Origin of the sequence: Mesorhizobium sp. M4B.F.Ca.ET.017.02.2.1, assembly GCF_003998955.1 — a bacterium.
Classification (GTDB): Bacteria; Pseudomonadota; Alphaproteobacteria; order Rhizobiales; family Rhizobiaceae; genus Mesorhizobium; species Mesorhizobium abyssinicae.
Genome location: NZ_RZOF01000142.1, coordinates 1 through 14,118 on the forward strand (window position 1 = coordinate 1; position 14,118 = coordinate 14,118).

Below are 14,118 nucleotides of genomic sequence, written 5' to 3' on the forward strand. Positions count from 1 at the left end.
CGCATGCGCCGCTTCGGTACGGCGAGCTCCTACGCAGCGGGCGAATCTATCGTTGTAGCCGGCGAGGTGTCGCCCGGCCTGATCCTCATCCTGTCCGGCAAGGTCGAGATCACGCAGGCCGGCGGGCTCGGGCCGCGCGAGGCGATCATCTCCTACGGCGCCGGCAACTTCATCGGCGAGCTGGCGCAGCTCTCGAGCCGGCCGTCGCTGATCAATGCCGAGGCGAGCGAACCGGTCGAGGCCATCGTCATCCCCTCGCAGCGGCTGCGCGATCTGATGGTGCAGGAGGCGAACCTCGGCGAGCGGATCATGCGGGCGCTGATCCTGCGCCGCGTCGGGCTGCTGGAGAGCGGCATCAGCGGGCCGATCATCATCGGCCCTCCCGGCAATGGCGACGTGCTGAGGCTGCAGGGCTTTCTCACCCGCAGCGGCCTGCCGCACCGCGCGCTCGATTCCGAGACCGACCCCTGCGCCAGGACGCTGACCGAGCGTTTCCATGTCGATCCGCATCACCTGCCGATCGTGCTGTGTCCGAACGGCAAGCTGCTGCACAATCCGGGCGATCACGAACTCGCGCGCTGCGTCGGCCTGCTGCGGCCCGTCGATGCCAGCAAGGTCTACGACGTGGCGGTCGTCGGCGCCGGGCCGGCGGGACTGGCAGCCGCTGTCTATGCGGCCTCCGAAGGGCTGTCGACGATCGTGCTCGACTGCCGCGCCTTTGGCGGGCAGGCGGGGGCGTCGGCGCGCATCGAGAACTATCTCGGCTTCCCGACCGGCATCACCGGCATGGCGCTGATGGCGCGCGCCTACAACCAGGCGCAGAAGTTCGGCGTCGAAATGGTGATCCCCGACGAGGCGAAGCTGCTCAGCGGCGACAGCAACCTGTCCGGCTACGCGCTCGATGTCGGCTATGGCGAGACGGTGCACACGCGCACGGTGGTGATTGCCAGCGGCGCGCGCTACCGCCGCCTCGATGTCGCCAATCTGGCGCAGTTCGAGGGCACGTCGGTGCACTATTGGGCGTCGCCGATCGAGGCGCGGCTTTGCCGGAATCAGGAGGTGGCGCTGGTCGGCGCCGGCAATTCGGCCGGCCAGGCGGCGGTCTTCCTGGCCAGCCAGGTGGGCAAGGTGACGCTGCTGGCGCGCCGCGGCAGCCTCAACGAGACCATGTCGCGCTATCTGGTCGAGCGCATCGAGGCGCAGCCGAACATCGAGGTGCTGGCCGAGACCGAGATCGTTGCGCTGGACGGCCGCGAGAGCAACCTCGAGCGGGTGCGCTGGCGTAACCGCGCGACTGGCACCGAGACGACGCAAACCATCCGCCATCTCTTCCTGTTCATCGGCGCCGACCCAAACACGGACTGGCTGGCGAAATGCAACGTGGCGCTCGACGCCAAGGGTTTTGTCCGCACCGGACCAGAGGTGGCGCAGGGACATGGCCTGATGGAGACGAGCCGCAGCGGCGTGTTTGCCATCGGCGACGTTCGCTGCGGCTCGATCAAGCGCGTCGCCGCCGCCGTCGGCGAAGGCGCCCAGGTGGTGGCGGCGCTGCATGCCTATCTTGCTCAGAACGGCGGCGGCGCTCAATTCGAACAGGCGAGGAGATCGTAATGGACGAATGCCGGCACACGGGCGACATCAGGCAAGTCACGCCGAGCGCGCTCGGCTGCGAGGAATGCCTGAAGAGCGGATCATGGTGGGTGCATCTCAGGCTCTGCCGCACCTGTGGCCATGTCGGCTGCTGCGACGACTCGCCCAACCGCCACGCCACCAAGCATTTTCACGCGACCAGCCATCCGGTCATCGAGGGCTACGACCCGCCGGAAGGCTGGGCATGGTGCTATGTCGACGAAGTGTTCATCGACCTCGGCGACCGCACGACGCCGCAGAACGGGCCGATCCCGAAGTTTGTTTGAGGCGGCGCGAGGCCACGCATCTAGGACGGCTGCGCTATTTCACCGAGCTCGTGACGGTCCGGTCAATGGCGTCGGGAACGGATTTGCGTTCGTTGCCGGCAAGGGCCGCGATGATCAGCAGGCTGGCGACGACCGGAACGAACAGCAAGGCGACGCGCGCCTGCACGTAGAAAATAGCGCGCCATTCGCTGCGCTTTTCGGGGCTGTCGTTCATCGCGCTCACTCTGTCCTGCCTCCCGAGGCGGGAGATAGTAGCGAAGCGTTAAACAACCCCTTCCGAATCCGTTAACTCGCGAATTTCGAACGGTCTGCCGTGGCGCGAAAGTTCGTGTCGACAAGACCGCTGCACGCAACCGGATCAACCGATCGGCAAGGCAAACAGCCGGCCGCCGGCCGGCACGATGTCATCGATGCCGGCGAGCCGCAGGCAGTGCCAGGCCATGGCGTGGTTGGAGGAGGTGACGGGGATGCCGATGCGCTGTTCCAGCGCCGCCACCGCCTCGGCGACGCGCAGGCTGGTGCAGGAGATGAAGATGGCGTCGACGCCGGGCACGGCGGCCATGCGCCCGGCCGCCGCCTCGATCGAGGCCAGCGAGATGCGGGCGGCCTCGCGGTCGTCGCGCCGGTCGAAGGTGGCGACTGCCGCGATGTCCAGGCCGCGCCCGCTGAAATAGGCGACGAGGCCGCGGTTGATCTCGGGCGCGTAAGGCGTCAGCAGGCCGATGCCCTTGGCGCCGAGCGCCTTGAAGGCGGCGAGCGCGCCGGTGACCGGCGTGGTGCAGGCGACCCCCGGCCGCGCCTTGCGGATCTCGGCGAACACGGCTTCCTCGCCCAGCGTCATCGTCGCCGAGGTGCAGCCGAAGCCGACGACGTCGAGCGGGATGCTGGGCAGGATCAGGTCGACGGTCGGCGCGATGCGCGGGCCGATGGCGCGCAGCGTGTCCGGCGTGATGTCGTTGTCGTTGAACAGGCGCGCCTCGTAGAAGGCGACACCGGGAATGCGCACCAGCGCGCGGAACTCATGCTCCAGCGTCTGGTCGGTGGCGAGGATCGCCAGCCCGATCGCCGCGCGCGAGGCGAGGCCGCCGTCGATCTCCGAGGGCAGGACGCCGAGATCGACAGGTCCCGAAGCGGCGAGGGGCGCGGCGGCTGGGTTGGCGGACATGGCGTTCCCTTTCTTGTCAGAGCGGGATCGATCCTGCTCTCAGTTCAGAAGTCCATCCATCGAAATCGCCGGCTTGCGGCCGGCGATCAGGTCGGCGGTGATGCGGGCCGAGCCGTGCGACATGGTCCAGCCGATATGGCCGTGGCCGGTGTTGAGGTAGAGGTTGCGCAGACGCCGCTGTCCGAACTGCGGCAGGTTGTTCGGCGTCATCGGCCGCAAGCCCGCCCACATCTCGGCGCGGTCGTAATCGGCGCCTTCCGGGTAGAGCTCCTCGGTCACGCCTTTCATGAAGGCGAAGTCGGCCGGTTTGTGGCTGGTGTCGTAGCCGGCGAACTCGGCGGTGGCGGTAACGCGCAGGCGGTCGCCGAAGCGGGAAATGGCGACCAGATTGTGCTCGTCGACGGACGCGACGGTCGGCGGCGCCGGGCGGTTGCCAATGGGGATGGTCAGCGAATAGCCCTTGATCGGATAGATCGGCAGGCTGATGCCGATGGTTTTGGCGATCAGCGGGCTGTAGGAGCCGAGCGCCAGCACATAGGCGTCGCCCTTGAAGGCGCCCCTGTCGGTCCGCACCTGCGTGATGCCGTCGCCCGAGGTCTCGATGCCGGTGATGGTGGTGCCGGTGCGGATTTCGCCGCCGCGCCCGGCGATCTTCGCCGCCAGCGCGCGGGTGAACTTCGCCGGGTCGCCGGTCTCATCGGTCGGGCAATAGATGCCGCCGGCGATCTTTTCCCGCGCCGAGGCCAGCGACGGATCGAGTGCCACGACGCCCTCGCGATCGAGCACCCTGATCTCCTGGCCGTCGGACTCCAGCAGCTTCATGTGCTCGACGCCCTTGTCGAGCGCCTGCTGGCTGCGATGGAAATACAGGATGCCGCGGTCGTTGCGGTCGTAGTCGATCGCCTCGTCGGCAATCACCTCGCGCAGCACGCTCTGCGAATAGGCGGCAAGGCGATGCTTGAGCAGCGTGTTGCGCCTGGCCTTTTCCGCCGTGCATTCCATCAGGAACAGCCACGACCAGCTGTAGAGCCGGGGATCGGCCGACATCCTGAAGCGCAGAGCCTGGTCCTTCAGCACCAGCGATTTCAAAAGGATCATCGGCGCTTTCGGCGAGGACCAGACGAAGGAATGGCCGGGCGCGATCATGCCGGCATTACCCCAGCTCGTCTCGGCGGCGACCTGAGGCTGGCGCTCGATGAGCACCACCTCGTGGCCGTCCTTCTGCAGCTGGTAGGCGGTGGTAACTCCAACCACGCCACCGCCCAGCACGATCACGCGCATGACGCCTCCGGAGATCGCAAAGCGGTGGCAGTTTAGAGCGTGGATTGCGCTCTGCAATGGCACACATACCGAGATGTCGGCGGGACAGCGATGACTATTCAGCCCCTCAACGCCTGCTCCAGATCCGCGATCAGATCATCCCCATCCTCGATGCCGGCCGAGAGCCTGACCAGCGAATCCGATATCCCGATCGCGCCGCGCTTCTCCGCCGGGATCGAGCCGTGCGTCATCAGCGCGGGATGCTCGATCAGGCTCTCGACGCCGCCGAGGCTTTCGGCCAGGGTGAACAGCTGCGTGCGTTCGAGGAAGCGCTTTGTCCCCGCCAGATCGCGGTCGAGCTCGACCGAGATCATGCCGGCGAAGGCGTGCATCTGGCGTTTGGCGATTTCGTGCTGCGGGTGGCTGGCGAGGCCGGGATAGATGACACGGCGCACGTCGTTGCGACTTTCCAGCCACTGCGCGATCTTCAGGCCGTTGGCGGAATGGCGCTCCATCCGAAGCGCCAGTGTCTTGATGCCGCGCAGCGCCAGAAAGGAGTCGAACGGGCCGGAGATGGCGCCGATGGCGTTCTGCAGGAATTTCAGCCGGTCGGCGAGATCCTTGTCGTCGCCGACGACCGCGACGCCGCCGACCATGTCGGAATGGCCGTTGAGGTACTTCGTCGTCGAGTGGACGACAATGTCGATGCCGAGCTCCAGCGGCCGCTGGATGTAGGGGCTGCAAAAAGTGTTGTCGGCGACGGTGAGCAGGCCCTTGCGCTTGGCCAACGCCGCCACCGCTTCGAGGTCGACGATGCGCAGCAGCGGATTGGTCGGCGTCTCGACCCAGAGCAGTTTTGTCTCGGGGCGGATGGCGGCCTCGACGGCGGCGAGGTCGGTGAAGTCGGCGAAGCTGACCTGCAGCCCGGCCGAGCGCTTGCGCACCCGTTCCAGCAAGCGAAACGTGCCGCCATAGATGTCGTCGGTGGCGACGATATGGGCGCCGGCATCGAGCAGCTCCAGCACGGTCGAGATCGAGGCGAGGCCGGAGGCGAAGGCGAAGGCTCTTGTGCCGCTTTCGAGATCGGCCACCGCGCGCTCGAAGGCGAAGCGGGTCGGGTTCTGGCTGCGGGCGTATTCGAAGCCCTTGTGCACGCCGGGCGACTGCTGGCCGTAGGTGGAGGTGGCGTAGATCGGCACCATCACCGCGCCGGTCGTCGGGTCGTGGCTCTGGCCGCCATGGATGGTGCGGGTCGAAAAGGCCAGGCGGTTCTTGCCCGTTGCATTGCTCGTCATCTTGCGCGACGCCTCAGATGGTTGATCAGGTCGATGCGGGTTATCAGGCCGATGAACTCCTCGCCATCGAAGACGATGGCGACCTCGTTGCGGTCGAAGACAGGCAGCAGCGCATCGAGCGTCTGGCTGGCCTGCAGCGTGTGCAGATTGGAGGTCATGGCGGTGCGCACCGGGCCGTTGAAGCGGTCCCAGCGGCCGTCATAGGGGCCGTCGACCTTGGCGAGGATGTCGCCCTCGTCGACGATGCCGACCAGCTTGCCATTGTCGAGCACCGGCAGTTGCGAGACATCGGAGCGGCGCATGCGGCCATAGGCGTTGAGCAGGCTTTCCTCCGGGCCGACCCAGACCGTGTCGCCGGTGCGGTGCGAGCGCATGACGAGGTCGCGCAGGTCGCCGTGCTGCTCCTGCTCGGCCAAGCCCTGCTCGGCCAGCCAGAAATCGTCGAAGACCTTCGACAGGTACTTGTTGCCGCTGTCGCAGACGAAGGTGACGACGCGCTTGGGCACCGTCTGCTCGCGGCAATAGCGGAGCGCCGCCGACAACAGCGTGCCGGAAGAGGAGCCGGCCAAAATGCCTTCGCGGGACAGAAGATCGCGCACCGCCAGCATGCTCTGCTTGTCGGGGATGGAATAGGCCTTCTTGACCAGCGACAGATCGGCATTGGGCGGCACGAAATCCTCGCCGATGCCTTCGACCGTCCAGCTGCCGGCCTCTTCCATCTTGCCGGTCTTGATCAGCGGCGCCAGCACCGAGCCGACCGGGTCGGCCAGCACCATCTCGGTCTTCGGCGAATGTTTCGCGAAATAGCGGCCGAGCCCGGTCAGCGTGCCGCCGGAGCCGACGCCGACCACTGCCGCGTCGACATCGCCGTCGAGCTGGGCAAGGATTTCCGGGCCGGTCGTGGTCTCGTGCGCCAGCGGGTTGGCGGGATTGGCGAACTGGTTGGCATAAAAGGCGCCGGGGGTTTCGGCGGCGATCTTCTCGGCCATGTCCTGATAGTATTCGGGATGGCCCTTGCCGACATCGGAGCGCGTCATGCGCACCTCGGCGCCGAGCGCGCGCAGATGCTGGATCTTCTCGCGCGACATCTTGTCGGGGACGACGAGGATGATGCGGTAGCCCTTGGGGATGCCGACCTGGGCAAGACCGAGGCCGGTATTGCCGGCGGTCGCCTCGACGATGGTGCCGCCGGGCCTGAGCTTGCCCTGCCGCTCGGCGGCGGCGATCATCGACAGCGCGATGCGGTCCTTGATCGAGCCGCCGGGATTCTGGCTTTCGAGCTTGATGAACAGCCGACATCTGCCGGTGTCGAACTTGGTCAGCTCGACGATCGGCGTCTGGCCGATGAGGTCGAGCACGGACGCATAGGGCGGACGCAGGCGGGAAACGGCACTGTCGGCTTTTCCGTGCTCGCTCATGCAAAAAGCTCCATGGTGAAAACCTAGCGTCTTTTCCAGCCGATCGCTGCCGGAAAGAAGATAGATCGTGCCAATCGGAGGGCGAGTGGAGGAATGAAATTCCATGGTGCGGCCGCCGAACCGGGAGGGCAGATGGCGCCTCGCCGGAAGCGTCAGATGCGCGAGCGGCTGGCCCAGCCGAGCCCGAGCAATCCCACCAGCATCGTCAGTATTCCGATATAGAGCCAATGCGTCTGGCCGGTCATGAAGCTGCCCCGGACAAGACCGAGGCCCTGAAGGGACCAGAGCAGGCCGATCGCGAGCACGATCAGCGCCAGCACAAACCGCATCAATCGCATCGGTGGGATTCCCTTCGCAAGTCGATCGTCGACTCAGTCACGGTGGCAATGAAAGAGCGGAAGGAAGCGATCCAATCGCGCCCGTCTGTACTTGCGTATTGATGCCCGATCCAGCCAGACACAACCAGAAAACCGGTGCGAATGATCATCGAGAATACGCCGCGCAAGCCGGGAAGACTCATGACAAACTGTTTCCCGGCGACTCCAAACGTGTGCCGTTGCCATGGAACCGCCAGATGGCGGCCGCATTTCCTGCCTTAATTGCTTCCTAACGGCTGGGGTCTGTCCAAACGGAGCCATTCCCCAAAGATGATGAAGACAAAGCAAACCGCGCTTGTCGCGGTAACGGTAGCGGCTGGCCTGATGGTCGGCGCCTCCGCCTCCTCCGCCGCCGCGCAATGCGGCCGCGCCTCCTGGTACGCGCTGCACTCGCGCACTGCTTCCGGCGAACGCATGAACCCGTCGGCGCTGACCGCCGCGCACCGCACCTTGCCCTTCGGCACCAAGCTCAAGGTAACCAACAAGAACAACGGTCGCAGCGTCGTGGTGCGCATCAACGACCGCGGCCCGTTCATCAAGGGGCGCGTGCTCGATCTCTCGAAGGGCGCGGCCAGCCAACTCGGCTTCATCGGTTCGGGCCACACCGCCGTGTGCATGGCGCGCGTGTGATATGTCTGACATGTCCGGCCAGGGGGCCGGACATATTTCCTACACACTTCCGCAGCGCACAGTGAGCCGGCTGCCGCCCGCCGAGGCGGATTCTCAAGGCTTTGGCCGAAAGAACCATTGATCACTCGACATGACGTATTGCATCGCACCAATATCTTGTTAACCTCGCCGCGAGACATTTGAGGCTCGGCGCTGCACGTCGTCCTTGGGTCGCAGCAGCAGCGGGGTCTTCTCGATGTACTACCAGCTCTACGAACTGAACCACGCCGCGCTGCAGCCGGCTCGCGTCTATGCCGACGCGGTGAAGATGTTCTACACCAACCCGCTCAATCCGATCGCGCACACGCCCTGGGGCCGCTCGGTGGCGGCAACCGCCGAACTGTTCGAGCGCACCACGCGCCGCTACGGCAAGCCGCAATTCGGTCTGAACAAGGCCGTCGTCGACTGGAAGAGCGTCGACGTCAGCGAAAAGACCGTCTGGTCGAAGCCTTTCTGCAACCTGATCCGTTTCGAGCGGGCCGTCCCCGCTGGCCGCAAGCCCGATCCGAAGCTTTTGATCGTGGCGCCGATGTCGGGACACTACGCGACGCTGCTGCGCGGCACGGTGGAGGCGATGCTGCCCTATGCCGACGTGCACATCACCGACTGGGTCGATGCCCGCATGGTGCCGCTGGCCGACGGCGGCTTCGATCTCGACGACTATATCGACTACATCATCGAGATGTTCCATGCGCTCGGTCCCGACACCCATGTGATGGCGGTGTGCCAGCCCTCGGTGCCGGTGCTGGCTGCGGTGGCGCTGATGGAAAAGCGCGGCGACCCCTTCGTGCCCTCGACGATGACGCTGATGGGCGGGCCGATCGACACCCGCCGCAATCCGACGGCTGTCAATTTGCTGGCCGAGGAAAAGGGCAGCGGCTGGTTCCGCGACAACGTCATCATGCAGGCGCCGTGGCCGGTGCCCGGCTTCGGCCGCGAGGTCTATCCCGGCTTCCTGCAGCTCTCGGGCTTCATGAGCATGACCCTCGACCGCCACATCATCGCCCACAAGGACTTCTTCATGCACCTGGTGAAGCATGACGGCGACAATGCCGAGAAGCACCGCGATTTCTACGACGAATATCTGGCGGTGATGGACCTGACGGCGGAATTCTACCTGCAGACGGTCGACACCGTGTTCGTGCGCCATGCCCTGCCCAAGGGCGAGATGATGCATCGCGGCGAGGCCGTCGACACCTCGGCGATCCGCAATGTCGCGCTGTTCACGGTCGAGGGCGAGAACGACGACATTTCCGGTCTCGGCCAGACCCAGGCCGCGCATGATCTGTGCGTCAACATCCCAGCCGACCGGCAGGCCCACTACATGCAGCCGGCGGTCGGCCACTACGGCGTCTTCAACGGCTCGCGCTTCCGCTCCGAAATCGTGCCGCGCATCGTCGACTTCATCACCAGCTACGGCCGCCAGACCCGCGTCGCGGCAAAGCCCAAGCTGGTGCGCTCGGCCAAGGGCTGAAGAAGACCGCAAGGCCGGGCCGCCGCGACGGCGGCTTTCGGCATATCCGGATCCCGCTGTTGCACAAGTGCCGCTGTCAGGATCGCGGAAGTAACCATGCCGCCAATCAGGCCAGACTCGTAATTGACACGGACTGTAAATCGCCCTTAACGTTTCGTTAACAACAAGGGCGAACGGGGACTATGATTTCCTCACCGATGGCACGGACGCTGCGCTTGTGTGCGGTCGCAGGGCTGGCGATTTCGGGATTGTGGGCGGCGCCCGCATTCGCGGCGGGAGCGATGATGACCGGAGGGCTGACTTCGCAGCCGATCGGACATTACGATTTCTGCAAGGCCAATCCGGGCGAATGCTCGATCCGCCCGAGCAATCTGGCGCCGGCCAAGATGACCGATGCGTTCCTGCGCAAGCTCGTCAGCATCACCGCCAAGGTCAACGCCGCCGTCAAGCCGATGAGCGACTACGACATCTACGGCAAGGACGAGGTCTGGGCCTATCCCGACAAGGGCGTCGGCGACTGCGAGGACTATGTGCTCGAAAAGCGCCGCCAGCTCTACCGCATGGGCGTGTCGCTCGCCGACCTGCTGATCACCGTCGTGCGCAAGCCCGACGGCGAAGGCCATGCGGTGCTGACGGTGCGCACCGACGAGGGCGACTACGTGCTCGACAACCTGAACGACAAGGTCAAGGCCTGGGACGAGACCGGCTACCGCTTCCTAAAGCGGCAAGCGATCGACAACACCGGACGCTGGGTGTCGATCCGCGGCGGCCAGCAGGTGCTGGTCGGCGCGGTGCAGTAACCGACGATCGAGTCTGCATTCCAAGCGTTGAGGCGGGCTGGTACCGCCCTTGGCTGCTTTTACATCATAGGTTGGCGCCGCCCTCATTGCCCTGCCGGGCATTTCTCCCCGTATAGTGACGGGGACGCTGCGCGCACCGCATTGCAAAATTGCCCCAACGTAGCGGCCAGCTCCCTTCTCCCCGTCGCTATACGGGGAGAAGGTGCCGGCAGGCGGATGAGGGGCAGCGCCAACGTCAAATGAGACTTGCTGGCCGCGTCCCGCGCCGCCCTTCCAACTTTTTGCAGTCATCCGTGAACCAGACGGTCTCTGCCGGCGACACACAGCCGCGTACAGAAACCAACCCTGGAGACTTCAAATGACTGCTTTTCTGCGAAATGCCCTTCTCGCCGCTGTCGCGGTCTCGTCCATGGCCGGATCCGCGCTGGCGGACCAGACCGTCAGCTGTGCCGAGACCAAGACCAACGCCCTGTGGAGCGGCCGTTGTTGCGGCACCAGCGATTCGAGCTGCCTGGGCGGCGGACACGAGCATGGCGACCATGACAACCATGGCGGTCGCGGCGGCCAGACCGGCGCGAAGTGATCTCGCAACATGCCCGCTGGCTACCGGCCAGCGGGCATCGCCTCATGTGAAGCCGATGCCGGCGCCGGAGCAATTCGCGCCGCGCATCACGTCCGCCGGCCAAGGGCCGCGCGGACCGAAGCCGTGATCCGGCGAAGCTCCGCCTCGTCCAGCTTCTCGATGTTTTCAGCCAGGAGATTGGCGAGTTCGGTGGCGGCGGGCGTCAGGCCCGACGTGTCAATCCGCACCCGCGGATGCGAAGCCTCGGCGAGGCGCGCGAGTTCCTCGGCATCGTCCCAGATGACGTTGAAATAGCCGATGATCTTCTGGATCAGCGTCCAGGTCGGCGCGCCGCGGCGGCCATGTTCAAGCGCCGACAGGTAGGCGGCGCTGACGCCGATCGCCTCGGCCATCGCCTTCTGGCTGAGGCCGCGCTCGGCGCGCAGCGCGCGCAGCTTCTCGCCGAACGGTGTCATGCCAGCGCTCTCATGTGCGGGTTTTCATGTGCGAGTCCGGCGCAAGCGGACATAGAGCGCGCCGGAGCCGCCATGGTTGCGCGCGGCATGGTCGTGGCTGGAGACCAGCGGCCGGAAGGCGGGCGTCGACAGCCAGGCCGGCACCGAACGCCGCAGCACGCCGTCGCCGCCGGACGAGGAACCCTTGCCGGTGATGACCAGGACATAGCGGATGCCGCCGGCATGGGCCCGGTGCAGGAATGAAAACAGCAGCGAATAGGCCTCGTCCTGGGTCATGCCGTGCAGGTCGACGCGGCCTTCGATCGGCAAGCGGCCCTTCGACAGCTTGTTCAGGGTCTGGTCGTCCAGCGCATGCGAGACATGCTGGGTCCTGGGCTTTGCCGCGACGGGTGGAGCGCCGTTGACGGGAGCAGGCGCCGGCGCCGGTTTTGGCTCGACGCTGAAATCGGCGACGTCGACGGCGGCCTTGCCCTTGAGCGGCTTGGCCGTGCGCGCCACCAGGTTCCACAGGACGCGGTCGTCTTCGCTCAGCCTGTCGATACGGCGGGTCATCACACCACCCCCGAAACGAGCTGGCGCGGGATCAGCGCATAAAAATCGGCGGCGTTGCGGACGATGCCGGCGATCTCGCCGGCGGCGTCGCCCGAGCCGGCGAAGAGGTCGCCGCGCGCCGGGCCGGTGATGGCCGAGCCGGTGTCCTGCGCGATCATGAGGCGCCGGAACGGCCCGTCGCCGAAAGCGGCGAGCGTCGGCGCGTCGATGTAGAAGGGCGTGCCGAATGTGTGCAGCAGCCGGTCGACGGCAACCGAACGGCCCGGCGTCAGCGGCACCTTGGCGGCGGCGATCGGACCGAGCGCCGCATCGTCGACCGCCGCCTCGCGGAAGAAGATATAGGAGCGGTTCTGCCAGAGGATCTCGTCGATGCGATCCGGGTGCGCCCTGAACCAGGCGCGGATCGACTGCATCGTCACCTTGGCCAGCGGGATTTCGCCGAGATCGCTCAGGATCTTGCCGGGGCCGGTGAAACGCTGGCCGGACTTGGCGGCGTAGGTGACGCGGCAGAGCCGGCCGTCGGTCATCTTCAGCCGCGCAGCGCCCTGCACATGGATGAAGAAGGCGTCGACCTTGTCGGCGAGCCAAGCAATCTCCAGCCCCTTGCCGGCAAGCGCGCCGCGCTCGATGGCGCCGCGGTCGAAATATTCGGCCAGCCCATCCCCTGTCTCCCGGGCGAAGGCGAGATAGGGATCCATGCCATCCGGCCGGTTGGCGTCCTGGACGTCGATCAGATCGGCCGGGCGTGACAGCAGCGGCACCGTGAAGCCGGCCGTCCGCACCGGCGAGGCCTCGACCTCCGGCTCGTAGAAGCCGGTGACGAGGCCGACGCCGCCGTGTTCGGCGGCGACATGGGTGGGAACGAAATGGCGTTCGAAGAAGGCCCGGGCTTCGGCTCGATTCGGCAGCGAAACAGCCCGCGCCTCCTGATAAGCCCCGGCAAAGGCCTCGAAGCCGACGCCCAGCGAGCCGCTGCGGTAGGGCTTGGTCAGGACATGGAAGGCCGAGCGGCGAAAGGCGGCAAAGGCGGCGCGGTGGTCGTCCTCACCCCAGCCGGGCAGTGCGCCAAAGGATTTTTCGCTGAAAAGGGAAGAGAGCGACACCGCCGCCGCCCGGGCTCAATCTTCTTCTTCGGTGGCGACGAGCTTCCAGTTCGGATCGCGCGAGCGCGTGTCGCGGGCGAAGGTCCAGACATCCTTGACCTCGGCGACGGTTTCGGGGTCACCGTCGATGACGGCGCCGGCCTTGTCGCGGGTCGCCGAAATCAGCTCGCTGACGATGCGCAGCGTGATGTGCGCCTCGCCGGCCTTCATCTCTGCGGCGACGATATCGGCCTTGTCGATGCCGACGAAGGAGGACTGGATCTTCTCCGCCTTCGCCTCGCGCTCGCCGATCGCGGCGACGAAGCCGTCAAAGACCTCGCGCGAGAGAAGGTTCTTAAGCGTCTTGCGGTCGCCATCGGCGTAGGCCATGACGATCATCTCGTAGGCCATCTTGGCGCCGTCGACGAAGCCCTTGGGGTCGAAGGACGGGTCGTTGTCCTTGATCGCCCTCAGACCCTTGTTGAGATCGGTGTCGGGCTTGGCGAAGGCGTCGATCGCGGCATAGACGTCGACGGCCGGCTCCCCAGGCGCCCGCTTGCGCGGCAGCGAGACGACATTCTCGGCCTTCTGGCCGGCATCCTGCTCGCGGGTGCGGCTTGCCGAATAGGGGTCGAAGGGCGGGCGCTCGCTGCCCGTGCGACGGCCCAGCACGTTGCGCAGCTGGAAAAAGATCACAACCGCCGCAATCAGAAAAAAAATCGTGCCGAAGTCGAAGAATCCCATATCTTCCGCCAATTCGATCCCTGTCCTGGCCGGACCGCCGGCCAGCATCGGGCCGCGGTCGCATAGCGTTCAACACCCAAAGCATATAGAACGCTAGGCGCAATCATTCAAATCAAAGGCAGGCATACCTATCTAACGGGTCCGGTGCCAGCGGCGATTGCACGCTGGCCGGGAAAACATGGAAACGATCGGCCAGGAATTGCGTATTTCACTGCTCCCCTTGTTCGTCCTCGCGCTGCCGCTTCTGGAAATCGCCGGCTTCGTCGTTGTCGGCCGCCAGGTCGGCGCGCTGGCGACAGTCGGCCTGGTGCTGGCCTCCTCGATTGCC

The 14,118-nt window shown here is 65.9% G+C and carries 16 protein-coding genes and 1 pseudogene; 7 read left to right on the forward strand and 10 right to left on the reverse strand.

Annotation, left to right across the window (positions count from 1 at the left end; all coding sequences use genetic code 11):
- Together EN738_RS18000 and EN738_RS18005 are read left to right on the forward strand one after the other, a co-directional pair.
- The coding region (locus tag EN738_RS18000; protein ID WP_127284863.1) for a cyclic nucleotide-binding domain-containing thioredoxin-disulfide reductase at positions 1-1,611 on the forward strand (1,611 nt) is incomplete at its 5' end.
- Positions 1,611-1,916 (forward strand): UBP-type zinc finger domain-containing protein, encoded by a 306-nt coding sequence (locus tag EN738_RS18005; protein WP_127284864.1) that lies wholly within the window; start codon positions 1,611-1,613, stop codon positions 1,914-1,916. The genes EN738_RS18000 and EN738_RS18005, both read left to right, overlap by 1 nt.
- Positions 1,917-1,950: 34 nt before the next feature.
- Here EN738_RS18005 and EN738_RS18010 read toward each other — a convergent pair whose 3' ends face one another.
- The 6 genes from EN738_RS18010 to EN738_RS18035 all read right to left on the reverse strand — a co-directional run bounded on the left by EN738_RS18010 (position 1,951) and on the right by EN738_RS18035 (position 7,392).
- Positions 1,951-2,130 carry a hypothetical protein gene (locus EN738_RS18010; RefSeq protein WP_127284865.1) on the reverse strand — a complete coding sequence of 60 codons (180 nt, stop codon included), beginning with the start codon at positions 2,128-2,130 and terminating at the stop codon, positions 1,951-1,953.
- A 144-nt stretch (positions 2,131-2,274) separates the two neighbouring features.
- On the reverse strand, positions 2,275-3,081 hold the full coding sequence (locus tag EN738_RS18015) for an aspartate/glutamate racemase family protein (RefSeq protein WP_127284866.1): 807 nt from the start codon (positions 3,079-3,081) through the stop codon (positions 2,275-2,277).
- Between the two features lie 39 nt (positions 3,082-3,120).
- Entirely contained in the window at positions 3,121-4,362 is a 1,242-nt protein-coding gene (locus tag EN738_RS18020) for a D-amino acid dehydrogenase (RefSeq protein ID WP_127284867.1), read from the reverse strand.
- A gap of 98 nt (positions 4,363-4,460) precedes the next feature.
- Positions 4,461-5,636, reverse strand: coding sequence for a cystathionine gamma-synthase (locus tag EN738_RS18025; protein WP_127284868.1), 1,176 nt, complete (start codon positions 5,634-5,636; stop codon positions 4,461-4,463).
- The gene (locus EN738_RS18030; RefSeq protein ID WP_127284869.1) at positions 5,633-7,054 is read right to left on the reverse strand and encodes a pyridoxal-phosphate dependent enzyme; all 1,422 of its coding nucleotides are present in this window, start codon (positions 7,052-7,054) and stop codon (positions 5,633-5,635) included. Before EN738_RS18030 ends, EN738_RS18025 begins: the two co-directional genes overlap by 4 nt.
- Positions 7,055-7,206: 152 nt before the next feature.
- Positions 7,207-7,392 (reverse strand): hypothetical protein, encoded by a 186-nt coding sequence (locus tag EN738_RS18035; RefSeq protein WP_127284870.1) that lies wholly within the window; start codon positions 7,390-7,392, stop codon positions 7,207-7,209.
- A 309-nt stretch (positions 7,393-7,701) separates the two neighbouring features.
- Here EN738_RS18035 and EN738_RS18040 point away from each other — a divergent pair, with 309 nt between their 5' ends.
- The 4 genes from EN738_RS18040 to EN738_RS18060 all read left to right on the forward strand — a co-directional run bounded on the left by EN738_RS18040 (position 7,702) and on the right by EN738_RS18060 (position 10,957).
- Positions 7,702-8,061: a septal ring lytic transglycosylase RlpA family protein gene (locus EN738_RS18040; RefSeq protein WP_127284871.1), complete on the forward strand. Its 360-nt coding sequence runs from the start codon at positions 7,702-7,704 to the stop codon at positions 8,059-8,061.
- A gap of 235 nt (positions 8,062-8,296) precedes the next feature.
- Positions 8,297-9,574 carry a polyhydroxyalkanoate depolymerase gene (locus tag EN738_RS18045; RefSeq protein WP_127284877.1) on the forward strand — a complete coding sequence of 426 codons (1,278 nt, stop codon included), beginning with the start codon at positions 8,297-8,299 and terminating at the stop codon, positions 9,572-9,574.
- A 182-nt stretch (positions 9,575-9,756) separates the two neighbouring features.
- Positions 9,757-10,374 carry a transglutaminase-like cysteine peptidase gene (locus EN738_RS18050; protein WP_127284872.1) on the forward strand — a complete coding sequence of 206 codons (618 nt, stop codon included), beginning with the start codon at positions 9,757-9,759 and terminating at the stop codon, positions 10,372-10,374.
- A 358-nt stretch (positions 10,375-10,732) separates the two neighbouring features.
- Complete coding sequence (locus tag EN738_RS18060; RefSeq protein WP_127284873.1) at positions 10,733-10,957, forward strand: hypothetical protein; 225 nt, start codon at positions 10,733-10,735, stop codon at positions 10,955-10,957.
- Between the two features lie 86 nt (positions 10,958-11,043).
- On the opposite strand, the gene EN738_RS18065 is transcribed toward EN738_RS18060, so the two are convergent.
- Genes EN738_RS18065 through EN738_RS18080 form a run of 4 tightly spaced genes read right to left on the reverse strand, consistent with a single transcriptional unit; the run spans position 11,044 to position 13,790 of the window.
- Positions 11,044-11,412, reverse strand: coding sequence for a helix-turn-helix transcriptional regulator (locus EN738_RS18065; RefSeq protein ID WP_126057313.1), 369 nt, complete (start codon positions 11,410-11,412; stop codon positions 11,044-11,046).
- 24 nt (positions 11,413-11,436) lie between these two features.
- Complete coding sequence (locus EN738_RS18070) at positions 11,437-11,964, reverse strand: Smr/MutS family protein (protein ID WP_127284874.1); 528 nt, start codon at positions 11,962-11,964, stop codon at positions 11,437-11,439.
- Entirely contained in the window at positions 11,964-13,067 is a 1,104-nt protein-coding gene (locus tag EN738_RS18075) for a murein transglycosylase A (protein ID WP_127284875.1), read from the reverse strand. Before EN738_RS18075 ends, EN738_RS18070 begins: the two co-directional genes overlap by 1 nt.
- Positions 13,068-13,082: 15 nt before the next feature.
- The gene (locus EN738_RS18080) at positions 13,083-13,790 is read right to left on the reverse strand and encodes a Tim44/TimA family putative adaptor protein (RefSeq protein WP_127284876.1); all 708 of its coding nucleotides are present in this window, start codon (positions 13,788-13,790) and stop codon (positions 13,083-13,085) included.
- A gap of 199 nt (positions 13,791-13,989) precedes the next feature.
- On the opposite strand from EN738_RS18080, the pseudogene EN738_RS36345 reads away from it, so the two are divergent.
- Positions 13,990-14,118 (forward strand): annotated as a pseudogene (locus EN738_RS36345) (membrane protein FxsA); the annotation flags it as partial.

Bases quoted from the DNA above. Each gene is read 5' to 3' on its own strand.
- EN738_RS18005 (WP_127284864.1), top strand. From the start codon at position 1,611: ATGGACGAATGCCGGCACACGGGCGACATCAGGCAAGTCACGCCGAGC.
- EN738_RS18010 (WP_127284865.1), bottom strand. From the start codon at position 2,130: ATGAACGACAGCCCCGAAAAGCGCAGCGAATGGCGCGCTATTTTCTAC.
- EN738_RS18015 (WP_127284866.1), bottom strand. From the start codon at position 3,081: ATGTCCGCCAACCCAGCCGCCGCGCCCCTCGCCGCTTCGGGACCTGTC.
- EN738_RS18020 (WP_127284867.1), bottom strand. From the start codon at position 4,362: ATGCGCGTGATCGTGCTGGGCGGTGGCGTGGTTGGAGTTACCACCGCC.
- EN738_RS18025 (WP_127284868.1), bottom strand. From the start codon at position 5,636: ATGACGAGCAATGCAACGGGCAAGAACCGCCTGGCCTTTTCGACCCGC.
- EN738_RS18030 (WP_127284869.1), bottom strand. From the start codon at position 7,054: ATGAGCGAGCACGGAAAAGCCGACAGTGCCGTTTCCCGCCTGCGTCCG.
- EN738_RS18035 (WP_127284870.1), bottom strand. From the start codon at position 7,392: ATGCGATTGATGCGGTTTGTGCTGGCGCTGATCGTGCTCGCGATCGGC.
- EN738_RS18040 (WP_127284871.1), top strand. From the start codon at position 7,702: ATGATGAAGACAAAGCAAACCGCGCTTGTCGCGGTAACGGTAGCGGCT.
- EN738_RS18045 (WP_127284877.1), top strand. From the start codon at position 8,297: ATGTACTACCAGCTCTACGAACTGAACCACGCCGCGCTGCAGCCGGCT.
- EN738_RS18050 (WP_127284872.1), top strand. From the start codon at position 9,757: ATGATTTCCTCACCGATGGCACGGACGCTGCGCTTGTGTGCGGTCGCA.
- EN738_RS18060 (WP_127284873.1), top strand. From the start codon at position 10,733: ATGACTGCTTTTCTGCGAAATGCCCTTCTCGCCGCTGTCGCGGTCTCG.
- EN738_RS18065 (WP_126057313.1), bottom strand. From the start codon at position 11,412: ATGACACCGTTCGGCGAGAAGCTGCGCGCGCTGCGCGCCGAGCGCGGC.
- EN738_RS18070 (WP_127284874.1), bottom strand. From the start codon at position 11,964: ATGACCCGCCGTATCGACAGGCTGAGCGAAGACGACCGCGTCCTGTGG.
- EN738_RS18080 (WP_127284876.1), bottom strand. From the start codon at position 13,790: ATGGGATTCTTCGACTTCGGCACGATTTTTTTTCTGATTGCGGCGGTT.